This window comes from Sphingobacteriales bacterium, from assembly GCA_016699615.1.
Classification (GTDB): Bacteria; Bacteroidota; Bacteroidia; order Chitinophagales; family JADIYW01; genus JADJSS01.
Genome location: CP064984.1, coordinates 2,415,047 through 2,431,339, shown reverse-complemented (window position 1 = coordinate 2,431,339; position 16,293 = coordinate 2,415,047). Strand labels below are relative to the sequence as shown.

13 protein-coding genes and 4 pseudogenes are annotated in these 16,293 nt (G+C 29.4%); 10 read left to right on the top strand and 7 right to left on the bottom strand.

Annotation, left to right across the window (positions count from 1 at the left end):
- Positions 1-85 precede the first annotated feature (85 nt).
- A complete protein-coding gene (locus tag IPK18_11475; protein ID QQR97469.1) occupies positions 86-1,546 on the bottom strand; it encodes a hypothetical protein in 1,461 nt (486 codons plus the stop codon).
- A 265-nt stretch (positions 1,547-1,811) separates the two neighbouring features.
- Between IPK18_11475 and sufB the strand changes: the two are divergent.
- The 10 genes and pseudogenes from sufB to IPK18_11425 all read left to right on the top strand — a co-directional run bounded on the left by sufB (position 1,812) and on the right by IPK18_11425 (position 10,195).
- Positions 1,812-3,259: pseudogene (sufB, locus tag IPK18_11470) on the top strand (Fe-S cluster assembly protein SufB).
- Positions 3,260-3,286: 27 nt separating this feature from the next.
- Complete coding sequence (locus IPK18_11465; GenBank protein QQR97468.1) at positions 3,287-4,066, top strand: hypothetical protein; 780 nt, start codon at positions 3,287-3,289, stop codon at positions 4,064-4,066.
- A 140-nt stretch (positions 4,067-4,206) separates the two neighbouring features.
- Positions 4,207-4,953: a Fe-S cluster assembly ATPase SufC gene (sufC, locus tag IPK18_11460; GenBank protein ID QQR97467.1), complete on the top strand. Its 747-nt coding sequence runs from the start codon at positions 4,207-4,209 to the stop codon at positions 4,951-4,953.
- Positions 4,954-4,987: 34 nt separating this feature from the next.
- Positions 4,988-5,347, top strand: a complete 360-nt coding sequence (locus IPK18_11455; protein ID QQR97466.1) for a four helix bundle protein — start codon at positions 4,988-4,990, stop codon at positions 5,345-5,347.
- A gap of 15 nt (positions 5,348-5,362) precedes the next feature.
- On the top strand, positions 5,363-6,610 hold the full coding sequence (gene sufD, locus IPK18_11450; GenBank protein QQR97465.1) for a Fe-S cluster assembly protein SufD: 1,248 nt from the start codon (positions 5,363-5,365) through the stop codon (positions 6,608-6,610).
- A gap of 65 nt (positions 6,611-6,675) precedes the next feature.
- Positions 6,676-7,895, top strand: a pseudogene (locus IPK18_11445) (cysteine desulfurase).
- Positions 7,896-7,945: 50 nt separating this feature from the next.
- Positions 7,946-8,806: pseudogene (locus IPK18_11440) on the top strand (DMT family transporter).
- 41 nt (positions 8,807-8,847) lie between these two features.
- Complete coding sequence (locus tag IPK18_11435; protein ID QQR97464.1) at positions 8,848-9,264, top strand: SufE family protein; 417 nt, start codon at positions 8,848-8,850, stop codon at positions 9,262-9,264.
- Between the two features lie 19 nt (positions 9,265-9,283).
- Positions 9,284-9,616 carry a DUF59 domain-containing protein gene (locus IPK18_11430; protein QQR97463.1) on the top strand — a complete coding sequence of 111 codons (333 nt, stop codon included), beginning with the start codon at positions 9,284-9,286 and terminating at the stop codon, positions 9,614-9,616.
- A gap of 165 nt (positions 9,617-9,781) precedes the next feature.
- Positions 9,782-10,195, top strand: a complete 414-nt coding sequence (locus IPK18_11425; GenBank protein QQR97462.1) for a BrxA/BrxB family bacilliredoxin — start codon at positions 9,782-9,784, stop codon at positions 10,193-10,195.
- 22 nt (positions 10,196-10,217) lie between these two features.
- On the opposite strand, the gene IPK18_11420 is transcribed toward IPK18_11425, so the two are convergent.
- The 6 genes and pseudogenes from IPK18_11420 to IPK18_11395 all read right to left on the bottom strand — a co-directional run bounded on the left by IPK18_11420 (position 10,218) and on the right by IPK18_11395 (position 16,290).
- Positions 10,218-10,709, bottom strand: coding sequence for a GNAT family N-acetyltransferase (locus tag IPK18_11420; protein ID QQR97461.1), 492 nt, complete (start codon positions 10,707-10,709; stop codon positions 10,218-10,220).
- 30 nt (positions 10,710-10,739) lie between these two features.
- Positions 10,740-12,044, bottom strand: a complete 1,305-nt coding sequence (locus tag IPK18_11415; protein QQR99343.1) for a long-chain-acyl-CoA synthetase — start codon at positions 12,042-12,044, stop codon at positions 10,740-10,742.
- Entirely contained in the window at positions 12,019-12,549 is a 531-nt protein-coding gene (locus IPK18_11410; GenBank protein QQR97460.1) for an AMP-binding protein, read from the bottom strand. Before IPK18_11410 ends, IPK18_11415 begins: the two co-directional genes overlap by 26 nt.
- A gap of 7 nt (positions 12,550-12,556) precedes the next feature.
- Positions 12,557-13,749 (bottom strand): annotated as a pseudogene (locus IPK18_11405) (acyl-CoA dehydrogenase family protein).
- A 24-nt stretch (positions 13,750-13,773) separates the two neighbouring features.
- Positions 13,774-15,084 (bottom strand): acyl-CoA dehydrogenase family protein, encoded by a 1,311-nt coding sequence (locus IPK18_11400; GenBank protein ID QQR97459.1) that lies wholly within the window; start codon positions 15,082-15,084, stop codon positions 13,774-13,776.
- A gap of 114 nt (positions 15,085-15,198) precedes the next feature.
- A complete protein-coding gene (locus tag IPK18_11395; protein ID QQR97458.1) occupies positions 15,199-16,290 on the bottom strand; it encodes an outer membrane beta-barrel protein in 1,092 nt (363 codons plus the stop codon).
- Positions 16,291-16,293: the final 3 nt, after the last annotated feature.

The following is a 16,293-nucleotide window of genomic DNA, read 5'->3' as shown; positions in this document are numbered from 1 at the left end:
TTGGTGCTAATAACCTCAGTGTATTAAATTTCTGAGCTTAAAAAACCTACATAACTACATACAAATCAATTAATTAAAAATGGATTTAGTTTAATTTCTGATTCAACCATTTTAGAATAAAATCATCAATTATGGTTACCAAGTTACCTTTATTTATATTAGATATTTCATGATATACATCAGAAAAATACACTTTTTGTTTGTTTTTGTTTTTAGATATTTTTTTAAAAGACTTCAATAATAATTCTTCAGATTTATTGTATTGATTATTATCTTTTAAAAATTTTGTTGCTGTATTTATTTGATATTCTAATACATCATAATCCTGCTCATCAACAGAAAGCATGAGCATATATATATGAACGGCACATTGTGTTTTTATTTCTATGTTTGTTTTTTCAATGTGTACAACATTTTGCCACCATGCATTTGCCTCTTTATACCTTTTATTAAATAGACAAAGTAACCCAGAACATTGCAAAATTAAAATCAAAAAATCTGTTCTTATTCTTTCTTGGTATAACGCCAAACCTTTTTTTACTTCATTCAAGACTAAATCTATATCTATGTATTCTTCTGTACCTAAAAGATACAATAATTTACAATGATAATAATCATGGAATAGTTTTATCTTTTTTTCAATCGTTTTAGCTTCAACTTGCAATATTTTATCTAAATAAATTTTCAACTCTTCCCAATTCTTACTTTTGTAACATGCTAGCATATAATTATAAAATATCGCAAATAAATCAATTGGAGCTGATGGATTTGATGCAAATTGATTTTCGCGCAATAGTATTACTTCTTTATAATATTTTAAGTGTTGTTCTGCATCATCAATAAGTGTATAATAATGTGCTAAACATGAAAAATACCAAGTTTTAATTGTGAATGAATCAGATGTTGGAATTTCCTTTAATGCGTCAACATTGACTATATCATGTATTTTATTAATATACGTAGTATTGTCCATCTGGTGTTGCGAAAGCTCAACACTATTTAACTGATGCCAAATTTCTCTGTATTGATGTAATTTATTTAAGATATCATATATAGATTTTTCTTCATTGCATAGTTGAATGCCATAATTCTTATCTTTCTGCATAATTCTTCTATTGCCATACAACCAACGTTCATGATTTATTACCTCCAACAAGATGTAATAATTCTCATACTTTGCAGCTTCTTCTTTTGTTTTAAGCATCATCTTATGTGCTGTTTTATCTAATCCTTTTGATGTTAAAACAAAAATATGCGACAATTGATTCCTTAACTTCCAATCAATAAATTGTTCATCGAAATATTCGCACATTGCATTAAGAATTATCTTAAATAAATAATGTTTTGTTACTGACAAATTTTGTATAAATGCATCTTTTCTGTGCTTTTTTATAATTACATCATCATTACAATTGATGTCTTTTGAAATTGTGTTGAATAAGTTTGAATAATTATTTTTTGTATTACTAAACCTATTGATATACAAAGTCACGTATCTTTTTTCATTGGCAGACAACGAATGGATTAAAAAAAATAAATCATTCATAATTCAAAATAGAAATAAATATCAAATATAAAAAGATAATAATAAAATATTAGATTATAAAGCAAATAAATATGTTAATTTATTTCAGCAAAGAAAAACGAGTGATGCATCCAACAGTAAAATCTATGTACAATGTAAAGACAGTTAATATTTAACATTAACAAAATGAAACTATTTAGATTAAATCTAAATTAATCTGTTTTTCTACAATAAATCTTCGTAAATTTGTACCTAATATTAGGTAATACGCTAATAATTATTAGTTATGCAAGAAACTCAAGATGAAATATTAGATGTAGTCGTAAATTCGGAATACAAATACGGTTTTACAACAAATATTGAAGCAGAAACCACACCAAAAGGTATAAATGAAGATATCATAAGATTCATTTCTGCAAAAAAAGAAGAACCAAACTGGATGTTAGAATGGCGTTTAAAAGCATTTAGACAATGGCAAAAAATGACTGAGCCAACTTGGGCAAATGTGCATTTTCCAAAAATAAATTTTCAAGATATTATTTACTATTCTGCACCAAAACCAAAGAAAGAACTCAACAGTTTAGATGAAGTAGATCCAGAGCTACTAAAAACATTTGAAAAACTTGGTATATCATTAGACGAGCAAAAAAGACTATCTGGTGTAGCAATTGATGTTGTGTTTGATTCTGTTTCTGTAAAAACAACATTCCAACAAACATTGAAAGACAAAGGCATTATATTTTGTTCTATGAGTGAAGCAATACGTGACCATGGCGAATTGGTGCAAAAATATATTGGATCAGTTGTTTCACAAAAAGACAATTACTATGCTGCATTAAACAGTGCCGTATTTTCTGATGGTTCATTCTGTTATATTCAAAAAGGTGTTCGTTGTCCAATGGAACTAAGCACCTATTTTAGAATAAACCAAGCTGGTAGTGGACAATTTGAGCGTACATTACTTATTGCAGACGAAGGTTCATATGTATCATACTTAGAAGGTTGTACAGCACCACAGCGCGATGAAAACCAATTGCATGCAGCAGTAGTTGAATTAATTGCATTAGAAAATGCAGAAATAAAATACAGCACAGTACAAAATTGGTATCCAGGTGATAAAGATGGTAAAGGTGGCATTTATAATTTTGTAACTAAACGTGGAATTTGCAAAGGTAATAATAGTAAAATTTCATGGACACAAGTAGAAACAGGTTCTGCTATTACTTGGAAATATCCGAGTTGCATTTTGGCTGGCGATAATTCTATTGGAGAATTTTATTCTGTTGCTGTAACTAACAATTTTCAGCAAGCAGACACAGGCACCAAAATGATACATATTGGCAAAAACACTAAAAGCAGAATTGTATCAAAAGGTATTTCTGCAGGAAAATCACAAAATGCTTATCGTGGTTTGGTAAAAGTACATAGCAAAGCAGAAAATGCACGCAATTTTTCTCAATGCGATTCATTATTAATGGGCAACCAATGTGGCGCACATACATTTCCATATTTGGAAGTAAGTAACAAATCTGCGAAAGTAGAGCACGAAGCAACTACATCAAAAATAGGCGAAGACATATTATTCTACTTTCAACAGAGAGGAATTGACCAAGAAACTGCAGTAGCCATGATAGTGAATGGATTTGTAAAAGAAGTAATGAATACTTGCCAATGGAATTTGCCGTAGAAGCCAGAAAATTATTAGAAATAAGCTTAGAAGGTAGTGTTGGATAATTAATTTGTAAATGTGATAATTTGAAAATGAAAATATTTATTAATAAATATCAAAAAAAATTACAAGAAAATGACAAGCATATTTTAGAATGGGTTTCAAACAACTTGCTTTATAGCTTTATTCTAATTTTTATATTAATTATAATAATAGTTGCATCTATATTTATAATAACTTCATTACTATATAACGAAAAAGAAATATTAGATCCAAATGAAATAGGTCATACAATTGGAGGAATTATTGGTCCAATAATAGCATTTTTTTCAGCATTTTTAGTTTATATAGCATTTAAGGAACAAAAAAAAGCTAATGAAATTCAACTTAAAATCATAGAGGATGAAAAGATAAATAATCTTTCAGAAAAACAATATGGAATCGCTCTGAGTAAATACAATAGAATATTACATTTATATGACAACTTAATGTTTTATGATGAAGGCGAAATATTTAAATCTTCATATGCAATATTTGAATTGACTAATAGAATATTAAATAAAAAAATCGACACATACTCACCAAAATTTAAGGCATTATGTCTGGATATTATAAATGTAGATTTTGGCATGACTGTATTATTTGAATATTTACACGAAAGTGAAAATATTGATAATTATTTAAAGAAAAATTTATTTAATGAAATGAATAAATATAAAACACCTTTTAAAATGTTAAAGCAGTCTTTGGTGGTATATTTGGAGAAAAATCCTAATGATGAAAATTGTAAACTATTGTATTTTTCATTTAGCCAAAGTGAAATATCATTCAATAAATATGAAAAACTATTCGATATAAAACATGAAAAATGAAACCACAAAGCACACTAAGTTCCGAAACTTCGGAATACACAAAGAACTCATAGCAAAATCTCACTCTGTGAACTTTGCGAATCAACTTTGCGAACTTTGTAGTAAAAAATTCGCTAATTAAAAAATTGAACAACAACATCATGCTTAAAATAAACAACTTACACGTATCAATTGACAATAAAGAAATCTTAAAAGGATTTTCTTTAACAGTAAACAAAGGCGAAATACACGCTATCATGGGACCAAACGGAACAGGAAAATCTACACTGGGAAATGTGCTTGCTGGAAAAGAAGGCTATGAAATTACACAAGGCACCATCAAGTTTGATGGAATGAATTTATTAGAATTAGAAACACATGAACGTGCGCAAAAAGGTTTGTTCTTGGCATTTCAATATCCAGTAGAAATTCCTGGTGTGAGCAATGCAAATTTCTTAAAAGCTGCCATCAACGAACAACGCAAATCTAATGGCGAAGAACCTATGCCAGCAAATGAATTTTTGAAATTAATGCGTGAAAAAATGGAATTGGTAGAAATGAAAAAAGATTTTATTTCTCGTTCTGTAAATGTTGGCTTTTCAGGTGGCGAAAAGAAACGTAACGAAATTTTCCAAATGGCAATGTTAGATCCAAAGCTTGCTATCTTAGATGAAACAGATTCTGGGTTAGACATTGATGCATTGCGTATTGTAGCTAATGGCGTAAATAAGTTACATTCTAAAGACAATGCATTTATTGTTATTACACACTACCAAAGATTATTAGATTATATAGTTCCAGATTTTGTACATGTGATGTATGATGGTAAAATTGTAAAAACTGGCGATAAAAATCTAGCATTAGAACTAGAAGAAAAAGGATACGAGGAATATGAATTAATTAAATAATTTATCAATTCATTAATTCGTTAATGAAGTAATTATGCAAAAAACAGAAGATAATATCATTGTTCAAAAATCTTTTCAATTTGCTTTACAAATAGTAAAGTATGTTACATTATTAGAAAATGATAGGAAATATATTATTGCAAGACAGTTATTAAAATCGGGAACATCAATAGGTGCAAATATTAGAGAAGCACAAAACGCAGAAAGCAAATCAGATTTCATTCATAAACTAAAAATTGCTGCGAAAGAAATTGAAGAAACAGAATATTGGTTATTAATTTGTGAACATTCTGACGGCTATCCTACAAGTAAAGAATTAATTGAACAATTATTTGAAATAAAAAAAATTACAACAAAAATAATTGCCACATCAAAAAAACCATTATCAAATTAACGAATTATCAAATTAATGAATTCAAATACAGACATACTTAAAAGTTTACTACCAAACATAATTGATAAGAAACAACAGCAATCTTTATTGAATGCAATAAGCATTGGCATTCCATCAATGAAAAATGAAGAATGGAAATATACTTATTACAATAAGATTATTGACAATAATTTCAGCAATATCACAAGCAAAGCAGATGATGCATATAAGTTGAGTGATGGTACTATAGATGAAATTAAAAATCATATAGAAACACAATTCAATGCAACATATAAAATTGTTTTTGTAGATGGTGTTTTTATTGCAGAATTATCTTACATACCAAACACACCAAAGTTTACATTTTGGAATAGCAATAACATAGAAGAACAAGCTACCAAAGATTTTTTATTAGAATTAAATAATGCTTTGAGCTCTGATGGCATCAACATAAATATTGATAAAAGTTTTGAAGAAGAAAAAGCAATAGCAATATTATATATAGCAACAAAATCAGATCAAATCATCAATTTAAAACACAAAATAAATATTGCTAAAAAAACACAAGTACATTTCACAGAATATTATATCAATCCAAATCATTTAAAAACATACTACAACATTGTAAATAACATTTCTATACATGAAAATAGTATTGTAAAATGGGATAAAATTCAAAATGGAAAACAACAATTTTATATTACAGACAATACATTTGTACAGCAAGAAAAATCATCGATATTTACAGTAAACACAATTACAGTTTCTGGTGCAATTACAAGAAACAACTTAGTTGTAGACATCAATGGCGAGCATGCTGAATGCAATATGAATGGTTTGTACTTGTTGAACGGACATGAGCATTGTGACAATAGAACCAAAGTAAATCATAACCAACCAAACACCAATAGCAATGAATTGTACAAAGGAATTGTAGATGGAGAAGCTACTGGCGTATTTAATGGAAAAATATTAGTAGACCAAATTGCTCAGAAAACAAATGCATTTCAAAGCAATAAAAACATTATTATTAATGACAAAGCAAATATTTATACTAAGCCACAATTAGAAATTTTTGCTGATGATGTAAAATGTTCGCATGGTGCTACAATTGCACAAATTGAAGATACAGAATTATTTTATTTGCAAGCACGTGGCATTGGAAAAGAAAAAGCAAGAGCATTATTAACGATTGCATTTGCTGAAGAAGTAATAGAAAAAGTAGACAGCAAAGATTCTTGCAACTATCTTATCGAAGCTGTTGAGGCAAAATTAAATATTTAAGCCATGAAAAAAGATAAACTCGAGTGTTTATTATAAGGAAAAATACAATAGCTAATTAATATACAATGGCATTAGACATACAACATATAAGAAATCAATTTCCAATATTAAATGAAAAAATTCGTGGCAAGCAACTTGTTTATTTAGACAATGGCGCATCAACTCAAAAGCCACAAGCAGTAATTGATGCTGAAACATATTTCTACGAACATCAAAATGCAAACATACATCGTGGTGTGCATTACCTATCGCAAATTGGCACAGATTTATACGAACAAACAAGGAAAAAAGTTCAACAATTTATCAATGCAAAACATGAGCACGAAATAATATTTACAAAAGGTACAACAAATAGTATAAATTTGATTGCCTATACTTTTGGTAAAAAATTTATTCATGAAGGTGATGAAATTGTGGTGACAGAAATGGAACACCATTCTAATATTGTGCCATGGCAAATGCTGTGCGAAGAAAAAAAATGTATCTTAAAAGTAATTCCATTGCAAGAAGATGGTAGTATTAAAATTGAAGATGCAGAAAAAATCATTACAACAAAAACAAAATTAGTATCAATTACGTATGTATCTAATGCATTAGGTACTATCAATCCAATAAGAGAAATTATTGCGATAGCTAAAAAAAATAATGCGAAAATATTGATAGATGCAAGACAAGCTATACAACATATTTCAATTGATGTTCAAGCATTAGATTGTGATTTTTTAGCATTTAGTGGCCATAAAATTTATGGACCAACAGGTACTGGAATATTATATGGAAAAGAAGATATACTAAACGAAATACCACCATTTGAAGGTGGTGGAGATATGATAAAATCTGTATCATTCAAAGGTACAGTTTTTAATGATTTGCCATTTAAGTTTGAAGCTGGAACACCAAATATTGCTGGCTGCATTGCACTTAACGCAACAATAGAATATATAGAAAATTTAGGTTTAGAAAATATAAAAAAATACGAAGACGAATTATTGCAATATGCCACAGAGAAATTATCATCAATAGATGGATTAAAAATTTATGGTACAGCAACAAATAAATCATCTGTTATTTCATTTTTGTTAGATGGTATTCATCCGTATGATGTTGGCGTTATTTTAGACAATATGGGCATTGCCATCAGAACAGGACACCATTGTGCGCAACCAGTGATGGATTTTTATTCTATACCAGGAACACGAGAGCATCTTTTGCGTTTTATAATACGAAAGAAGAAATAGATTTATTGTATGATGGAATTTTAAAAGCAAAAAAAATGTTGAGTTAAAACTATAAAATAATATTGTGTACAAAAATTTAAAACAAGATATAAACTCAAACATTGCATTTCTATTACTTGGATTATTCTGGGGAAGCAATTTTTTATTTATGAAGAATGCAACAGAATATATTTCTACAATTCAAGTTGTTTTTTTAAGAATTTCAATATCTATAATACCACTTATTATTTATGGAATAATAAACAAATCATACAGTGTACATCATTTAAAATATTGGTATCACTTTTTAGCTATGTCATTATTAGCTGGAGTCATTTATTTATTCTGCTTTGTTATTGGCTCACATTTATTATATTCTGGCATTGCTGGTTCTATAAGTGGAACAGTACCAATTTTTACATTTATACTTAGTTTATTATTTATTAAAGAAGTAAGTATTACTAAAAGCAGAAGTATTGGATTATTACTTGGAATAATTGGAATAATAGTACTTTCAAAACCATTTGATGCTGAATTTGACAGCAACACATTAAAAGGAATATCATTTATGATGATTGGAGCATTATCATTTAGTGCATCATTTATCTATGCTAGAAAATTCATCACACCTTTAAAAATATCAGGCATTGCATTAACAACCTATCAATTGGTAAGTGCAACCATAATATTATTATTCATTACACCATTTAGTGGAATTGATAAAATATTTCAGAACCTAACCATAACAATTGAAACAATACTTGGTCTTGCTATCTTAGGAACAGGTATTTCATTTTTAATTTATTACTATATCATTGATAAGATGGGTGCAGTTAAAGCAGCGTCTGTAACTTACATTACACCAATTGTTGCCATATTTATTGGCGTATTAGTTGGAAAAGAACCATTAAATATTTCTGATATATTGGGTGTAGTTTTAATATTAATTGGTGTATACTTTCTCAGAAGAGATAAATAAATTAATTCTACTGAAATATAAAATATAATTTTGCAAAAATAATGAGCAGCATAAACGAAATACAAGATGAAATTATAGCAGACTTTTCCATGTATGATGATTGGAATGACAAATACGAATATCTAATTGATTTTGGAAAGTCTTTGCCATTAATTGATGAACAGTATAAAACAGAAGAAAACAGAATACATGGTTGTCAAAGTAGAGTATGGTTGCATTCTGAAATACAAGATGGCAAAATATTTTTTTATGCAGATAGTGATGCAATAATTACCAAAGGCATTATTGGATTATTGATAAAAGTTTTGAGTGGACACACACCAAAAGAAATCACCGAAGCAAACTTATATTTTATAGAAGAAATAGGATTAAAAGAGCACTTATCACCTACTCGTGCCAATGGCTTAGTAAGCATGATAAAGCAAATGAAATATTACGCAATAGCACATTCAAATTAGAAAATAGTTATTCATTCATATGGAAAATGTATTAAATAAAACTTTTATGGAAATTAAAGACGAATGTATCACTCAGATACAAACTATCTACGATCCAGAAATTCCAGTAAATATATATGCATTAGGATTAATCTACGAAATAAACGTAAATCTAAACAATGACGTGCATATATTAATGACATTAACAGCACCAAACTGTCCAGCAGCAGAAAGTTTGCCAGCTGAAGTAGAGCAAAAAATAAAAGCAATTGATGGCGTAAATGAAGTTGCAATGTTGAAATTACTTTTCGACCCACCTTGGGATCAAGATATGATGACTGAAGAAGCAAAATTAGAACTTGGGTTTTTATAATTTAATAATGGAGCAATGTAATAATGAAATTATTACTGTATAATTCATAAATCCAAGAATTAAAATTTCAAATAAAAAAGACAAATTGACATAGAAAAACCATAGCACAATTTTTGAACATCTTTATTAAAATATTTTATTACTTAATTATCAAAATACACAAATATGTATCCAGAACACTTAACCAAACCAATGGAAGCCGAATTAACATCAAAAGGTTTTCAAGCATTAAAAACAGCAGACGAAGTAACAGAAGTTGTTGCTCAATCTGAAGGAACAGTGCTTTTAGTCATTAATTCAGTTTGTGGTTGCGCTGCTGCAAATGCACGTCCAGCTGCAATTATTTCTACTGAAGCAGAAAAAAAACCAAGCAAATTAGCAACTGTATTTGCTGGTGTAGATAGCGAAGCTGTTGCAAAAGCAAGAGAGCTTACATTTCCTTATCCACCAAGCTCACCAAGCATTGCATTGTTCAAAGATGGCAAGTTGGTACACTTCATCGAAAGACATATGATAGAAGGAAGACCAGCCAAAATGATAGCAGACAATTTAGTTGCTGCATACGAAGAATATTGCTAAATAAAAATTGAAGTACTTGAAGCTATTTTGGCTTCAAGTATTTTCTTAATACATAATCACACAACGAATATTTGCCAAAGGCAATATCAGTATTTTCATGTAGTTCAAAACCCATTTTTTTATAGAAATACATAGCTGTATTTTTTCTATGTACATTCAATTCTATATAATCGCATTTATTCTTAATTGCGATATTTTCTAAAGTTTGATACAATTGTTTTCCTACACCAGATTTGTGCATAGACATATCTACATACAACTTTGATAGATAAATATTATTATCTTCTTTTAAAAAATATGCCATATACGCAACTGGTATTTCATCAATTTCACAAATAAAATAAGTAACGCCATCTTTCATCTGTTGTAGCAAAGATTCGTTACTATATGTTTTATCATACATATAATCTATTTGCGCTTGAGAAAGAATATTTGCATAGTGTTGCTTAAATACTTTTTCTGCAACAGCAATAATTTTTGGAATATCTGAATGAAAAGCTATTCTAATTTTCATATAATGATGAACAATAATAGCACATAAGTTTTACAACCGTATCTGTTCACTCATTAATTTTTCATAAATTTCGTCATTCATCAAAACATACTTCTTATCAATCAATATATATATATCTTCATTTTTGTATTGATGATATGCGTTTTCTTTAAGCTCATTTTTTTGATACTTAAATGTTGATGTAACTGTTGTTTGTTTGGATATTTTTAAGAATATTGGAATTGCATATGGTGGCAATTCTTTAGACAGATAATTATAGAATAATTCAAAATTAAAATTTTCAGCATTTTTTGGTTTAAAAATTAGATTTGCCATTCCTGCTCTTCCATTTGCGCCAGCAACGCTTACACCATACACTACACTTTCATCTATTAATTTATATTGGTTAATAATACTTTCTACCTCAGTTGTTGAAACGTTTTCGCTTTTCCATCTAAATGTATCACCTAGCCTATCTACAAATTGTGTGTGTGCAAAGCCCATATCTTTCACCAAATCACCAGTATTAAAATATGCATCGCCTTTTTTAAATACATTTTTCATAACAGATGATGATGTTTTATCTTTTTCTGTATAACCATCAAAAGGATAACGCTCATTAATTTCGCCAAGCAACAAGCCTATTTGGTTGCTGCCCACTTTTTTGCAAAAGCCATTTTTATCTCTTACAATTTCATCTTTTTCTTTATCATATTCAACTATGGCATAGCTTGTAATTGAGAAACCCATAGTTTGGTCTAGATTAAATATATTAAAGAATGCAATATTGCCTTCGCTTGATGCATAAAACTCCGCCACTTGCTCTATATCAAATCTCTGTTTAAATTGTTGCCAAATTTCTGGGCGCATTCCATTGCCTATCATTTTTTGCAAAGAATTATTTTTTTCCAATGGATGTTCTGATGTATTCAACAAATAACGACACATTTCTCCAATATATCCAAAACCTGTTGCATTATAATATTTTATATCTTTCCAAAAATCAGATACACTAAATTTATTTTTAATTACCATAGCTGCGCCACCAGCCAACACAGACGACCAACATACTAACATTGCAGTACCATGTATTAATGGCAATGGCACATATAGAATATCTTTATCGTTTAATCTTAATGTTGTTAATCCAAATGCACTGTATGCTTTTATCCATCTTAAATTACTAATTACTGATGCTTTTGGCAAGCCTGTTGTACCTGATGTATATATATACAACACTGGATCTTTTGCAAATAATTGAACTTTCTTTGTAAGTTTTGTTTCAGAAAAGTTTTCAGATTCTATATCAAATACTTCGATATTATTTTTTTTATATTTGATTAACTCGTTTTGAATAACAAAAAATCTGTTTTTTTGATAATTCTAATTCATCTTTAATATCAATATAGTTTTGTATAAGTTCTGTACCAACTAAAAACAATTTTGGCGATGCTAACTTCAAGCTATGAATTAGTGTTTTGTTTTTCTGTGCAGGATTTATCAATGCAACAATGCCACCAATTTTTGCCATAGCCATAGCCACAGCTAATACTTCTGGTCTATTTTCTAATAATACTGCAACAACATCACCTTTTCTAATACCTAATGAAGAAAACTGATTGGCTAATCTATTCGTCCACAAATCAAATGCTTTGTATGTCCATTTTTTATCTAAATAATAAATACATATATTATTAGGAAATTTTGTTGCTGTCTTCTGAAATAGATCAGCAAATGTAATCTCAGTATTAGATTTTACTGTAAAATTATAATATAATGCAGTTGCAATTTTAGGTAAATCTGTGATTACTTTTGGTAGTTGAGTAACGATATCTGAAAAAGTAATTTCCTTTTTAATCATAATAATATTATTTCAATTCTGCAGATGATTTATTTAATAATCTTCTTGCAATAATTAGTTGTTGTATTTGTTGAGTTCCTTCAAATATATCTAAAATCTTAGAGTCACGTGCCCATTTTTCTAATAATTCAGCATGAGAATAGCCTAATGAACTACATAACTCAACACACTTTAGCGAAATATAATTTGTAATCCTACCAGCTTTTGCTTTACAAATAGAAGCTTCTAAAGAGTTTGGCTTTCTATTATCAGCCATCCATGCTTTTAGAGTCAATAATCTTGTTGCTTCATATTCGGCTTCCATTTTATATAGCTCAGCTTCTATTGTTTTGGTATTATTAATTGGTGTTTTATAATCTAAATTTACTTTTTCTTTTAATAATTCTTTAGTTCTTTCAATACATGCTTCTGCTACACCATTTGCCATTGATGCCACAAATGGTCTAGTGTTATCAAATGTTTCCATTACACCACCAAATCCTTTTTTCACATCAATTTCGGCAGTACCTAAAAGATTTTTTGCTGGCACTCTACAATCTGTAAATGTAATTGCTGCTGTATCTGATGCGCGAATGCCTAATTTTTTTTCTAAGCGAGCAATTTCCATTCCTGGTGTGCCTTTTTCTACCACAAAAGATTTGATTGCAGCTTTTCCAATATTTTTATCTAATGTAGCCCAAACTACAACAGCATTGGCACGTTCGCCTGCTGTAACAAATATTTTTCGCCATTTAAAATATAATCATCGCCATCTTTTGTTGCTGTGGTAGTTATTGCAGAAGAATCTGAACCACAATTGGGTTCTGTAATTGCCATTGCTGCCCAAGATTTTGAGAATTTTTCTAATTGTTCTTTATTTGCTACAGCATTAATTGCTGCATTGCCTAAACCTTGTCCTGGTATTGACAATAACAATCCAACATCACCGTAGCATAACGCTTGAATATTAACACAGTTAGCCATATTAGCACCATTCTTCACTGCATCAGTGTTTGAGTCAGACTTTGCATTTGTGCCACCAATTGGTGCATCTGAGCCATCATTCAATCCATTAAGTCCAGATGCTAATAAATCTAGCTCAACTGGATAATCATGTTCAGCTACATCGTATTTTCTTGAAATTGGTCTAAATATATTTTTTGCTACTAAAGTTGCTGCATTCTGTAATGCATAAAACTTTTTTGGTATTTCTAAATTCATATGTTTATTATTAAAATAATTTAATTAAATATGTAATCCATTTGTACAAATAGATACTGCTCTTAAATCTCTATACCATCTTTCTACTGGAAAATCTCGAACATATCCATGTCCTCCCAATAGTTGCACGCCATTTGTGCCTATCTGCATAGATTTTTCAGAACATAATATATATGCCAAATATGCTTGTTTGGAGAAATCTTTATCTTGTTCTGCTAATGCAACAGCTCTTTGCAACAAAATGCGCATACTATCCAATTCAATTTTCATATCTGCAATCATAAATGCAACTGCTTGCCTGTTGCTTATTGGCTCACCAAATGCATATCTATCATTTGCATATGGTATTACATAATCCAAAACTGCTTGGCAACAACCAACTGCTAAAGCACACCAACCTAATCTACTGTACGTTATAAACTTATCATAATTAAAACTATCATCACCTAATATTGCAGATGCATGTACGACAACATTATCTAATTTAACAGTACATAATTCTGCTGAGTTAAGTCCCATACTCTTATCTGTAGTTATTTCTAAACCATTTTGATTTGTTGCAACAATGAATATTTTTATGCTATTACTTTCATCTTGAGCAGCAACTAAAAGATATTCTGCTTGCTTGCCAAGTGGTACCATATTTTTTATACCATTTAAAATGTAATTTTCTTCGTTTTTTGTGGCTTTTGTACTCAGTTCAAATGGAGAAAATAATGGTGTTGGTTCATTAACAGCAATTGTAGCTATCATTGGTGTATCACTTAGAAACTTTGGAACTAATTCTTCTTGTTGCGCATTTGTTCCAAACTCAACAATTGCATTTAATACACTATTGCTTGTATAAAACGCATAAGTCATTCCCAAATCTCCATGTGCTAAATTTTCTATTATCAACATTTGAGTTACAGTTGATTTTTCTTGCATAATTCCACCTAAACGCTCTGGTGTTTGCATGTATGGTAGCTGCAATTCATGATAAGATTGCCACAAATCATCTGATATTTTTCCAGCTTCATCTGTTTTTTCTGCATCAACTCTCATTTTTTGTGCAAACTGCTGGATAGTTTCTTGAATAATTATTTGCTCTTCATTATAATTTAAGTCAAAAACATTATTACTAGATTTTGGATTTAATCTTTCGGGTTGTTTGTTATTTGATTTAAAAATTGTAGAAGTTTTCGAGGCGATTTTTACACCATTTTTTGCGCCTTCATAAACAAATTTTTCAGATATTTTTCTAAGATTTAATGACTTGGCAATTGGCGTATCCAAGAATTGATTGTATAAACTGAAATAATTAGATAAACTAAAGAAAGAATTTTTATCAGACATAAGTATTTCTTTCAAATATATGCAATATGAGTTGCAAGAAACTATACTTTTGTTAAAAAAAGAATGGCTGTCAAAATTGACAGCCTTTCCAATAAAATTATATTAAAAGTTATATTACCATTTTGGGCAACTAAATTTATGATTGTATGGATTCCTACTTCCACAACCAAATGATTTACCTTTATTGTTTCTTAACAAGTTAATAGTTACTGTTGCATGTATATTAAAAAACTGGTCATTTTTACCTTTAGCATCCGTAATATTATTATCGCCTCTTTCTTGTCCTGTATTTCCAGACCATATACTTGCACTATAGTAACCATTTGGATCTATATCAGAAGCAATTTCATAATATCTTACAGACATTGCTTTTTGTAATGGTGTCATTGCAGTATATACATCTAAATTTGGATAATTTCCATCCACATCATCTAATCTATCCGTAAATGTTTGATGATACCAACCTTCTAATGCTACTGAAATTCTTTCTGAAACATTAAACTTAATACCTAACATCGCAGATAAATTAAAATTAATTGGTTTATATGAACTTCCTTCTGTAGCTAATTTTCTAAGTTTAATCTTTTTACCATTATATTCTTCTAATGCTGTAGCCTCAGCTGTTGAAATATATGGATTATCAGCTACATTGGTTGCATCAAATGTTTTAGTCCATGGATTAAAGAAAAACATTCCTACACCACCACCTACATATGGTGCCCATCTCAATTTATCTCCTTTTCCATATGCTCTTGGATCGTATTTCTTCAAATTTACTTCTGCCATAGCATTTATTTGAAACAAATGAGTTTTAAAATCTAGATTTCTTACTTTTCTAAAAAATGCATCATTTACATCACTATGTACTGCATAAACATCTGGTCCACTAATAAATCTATCATCTCCATGCAACATAGCCCACATTAAATTTGCTCTAACAGCAACCCATTCATTTATGTGATATTTATAAAAAGCAGATAATCCAAATTTTGTACCTGGGAAATCTAAATCTTTTATAAATGGTGTACTAATTTTATTAGCACCACCTAAATCAGTTAATGCCCATGCTGGCCCTAAAGATATACCAACAGCATGACCACTTGCATCATCGCCACCAAAGTTTTTCTTTTTTTGTGCGAATGAATTTTGAGTTTGTAATACAAAAGTTACTACTAAAGTAAATAACAATATTTTTTTTCTACTCATAAT

Coding starts and splice junctions, on each gene's coding strand:
- IPK18_11475 (QQR97469.1), bottom strand. CDS start 1,546: ATGAATGATTTATTTTTTTTAATCCATTCGTTGTCTGCCAATGAAAAA.
- IPK18_11465 (QQR97468.1), top strand. CDS start 3,287: ATGAAAATATTTATTAATAAATATCAAAAAAAATTACAAGAAAATGAC.
- sufC (QQR97467.1), top strand. CDS start 4,207: ATGCTTAAAATAAACAACTTACACGTATCAATTGACAATAAAGAAATC.
- IPK18_11455 (QQR97466.1), top strand. CDS start 4,988: ATGCAAAAAACAGAAGATAATATCATTGTTCAAAAATCTTTTCAATTT.
- sufD (QQR97465.1), top strand. CDS start 5,363: ATGAATTCAAATACAGACATACTTAAAAGTTTACTACCAAACATAATT.
- IPK18_11435 (QQR97464.1), top strand. CDS start 8,848: ATGAGCAGCATAAACGAAATACAAGATGAAATTATAGCAGACTTTTCC.
- IPK18_11430 (QQR97463.1), top strand. CDS start 9,284: ATGGAAAATGTATTAAATAAAACTTTTATGGAAATTAAAGACGAATGT.
- IPK18_11425 (QQR97462.1), top strand. CDS start 9,782: ATGTATCCAGAACACTTAACCAAACCAATGGAAGCCGAATTAACATCA.
- IPK18_11420 (QQR97461.1), bottom strand. CDS start 10,709: ATGAAAATTAGAATAGCTTTTCATTCAGATATTCCAAAAATTATTGCT.
- IPK18_11410 (QQR97460.1), bottom strand. CDS start 12,549: ATGATTAAAAAGGAAATTACTTTTTCAGATATCGTTACTCAACTACCA.
- IPK18_11400 (QQR97459.1), bottom strand. CDS start 15,084: ATGTCTGATAAAAATTCTTTCTTTAGTTTATCTAATTATTTCAGTTTA.
- IPK18_11395 (QQR97458.1), bottom strand. CDS start 16,290: ATGAGTAGAAAAAAAATATTGTTATTTACTTTAGTAGTAACTTTTGTA.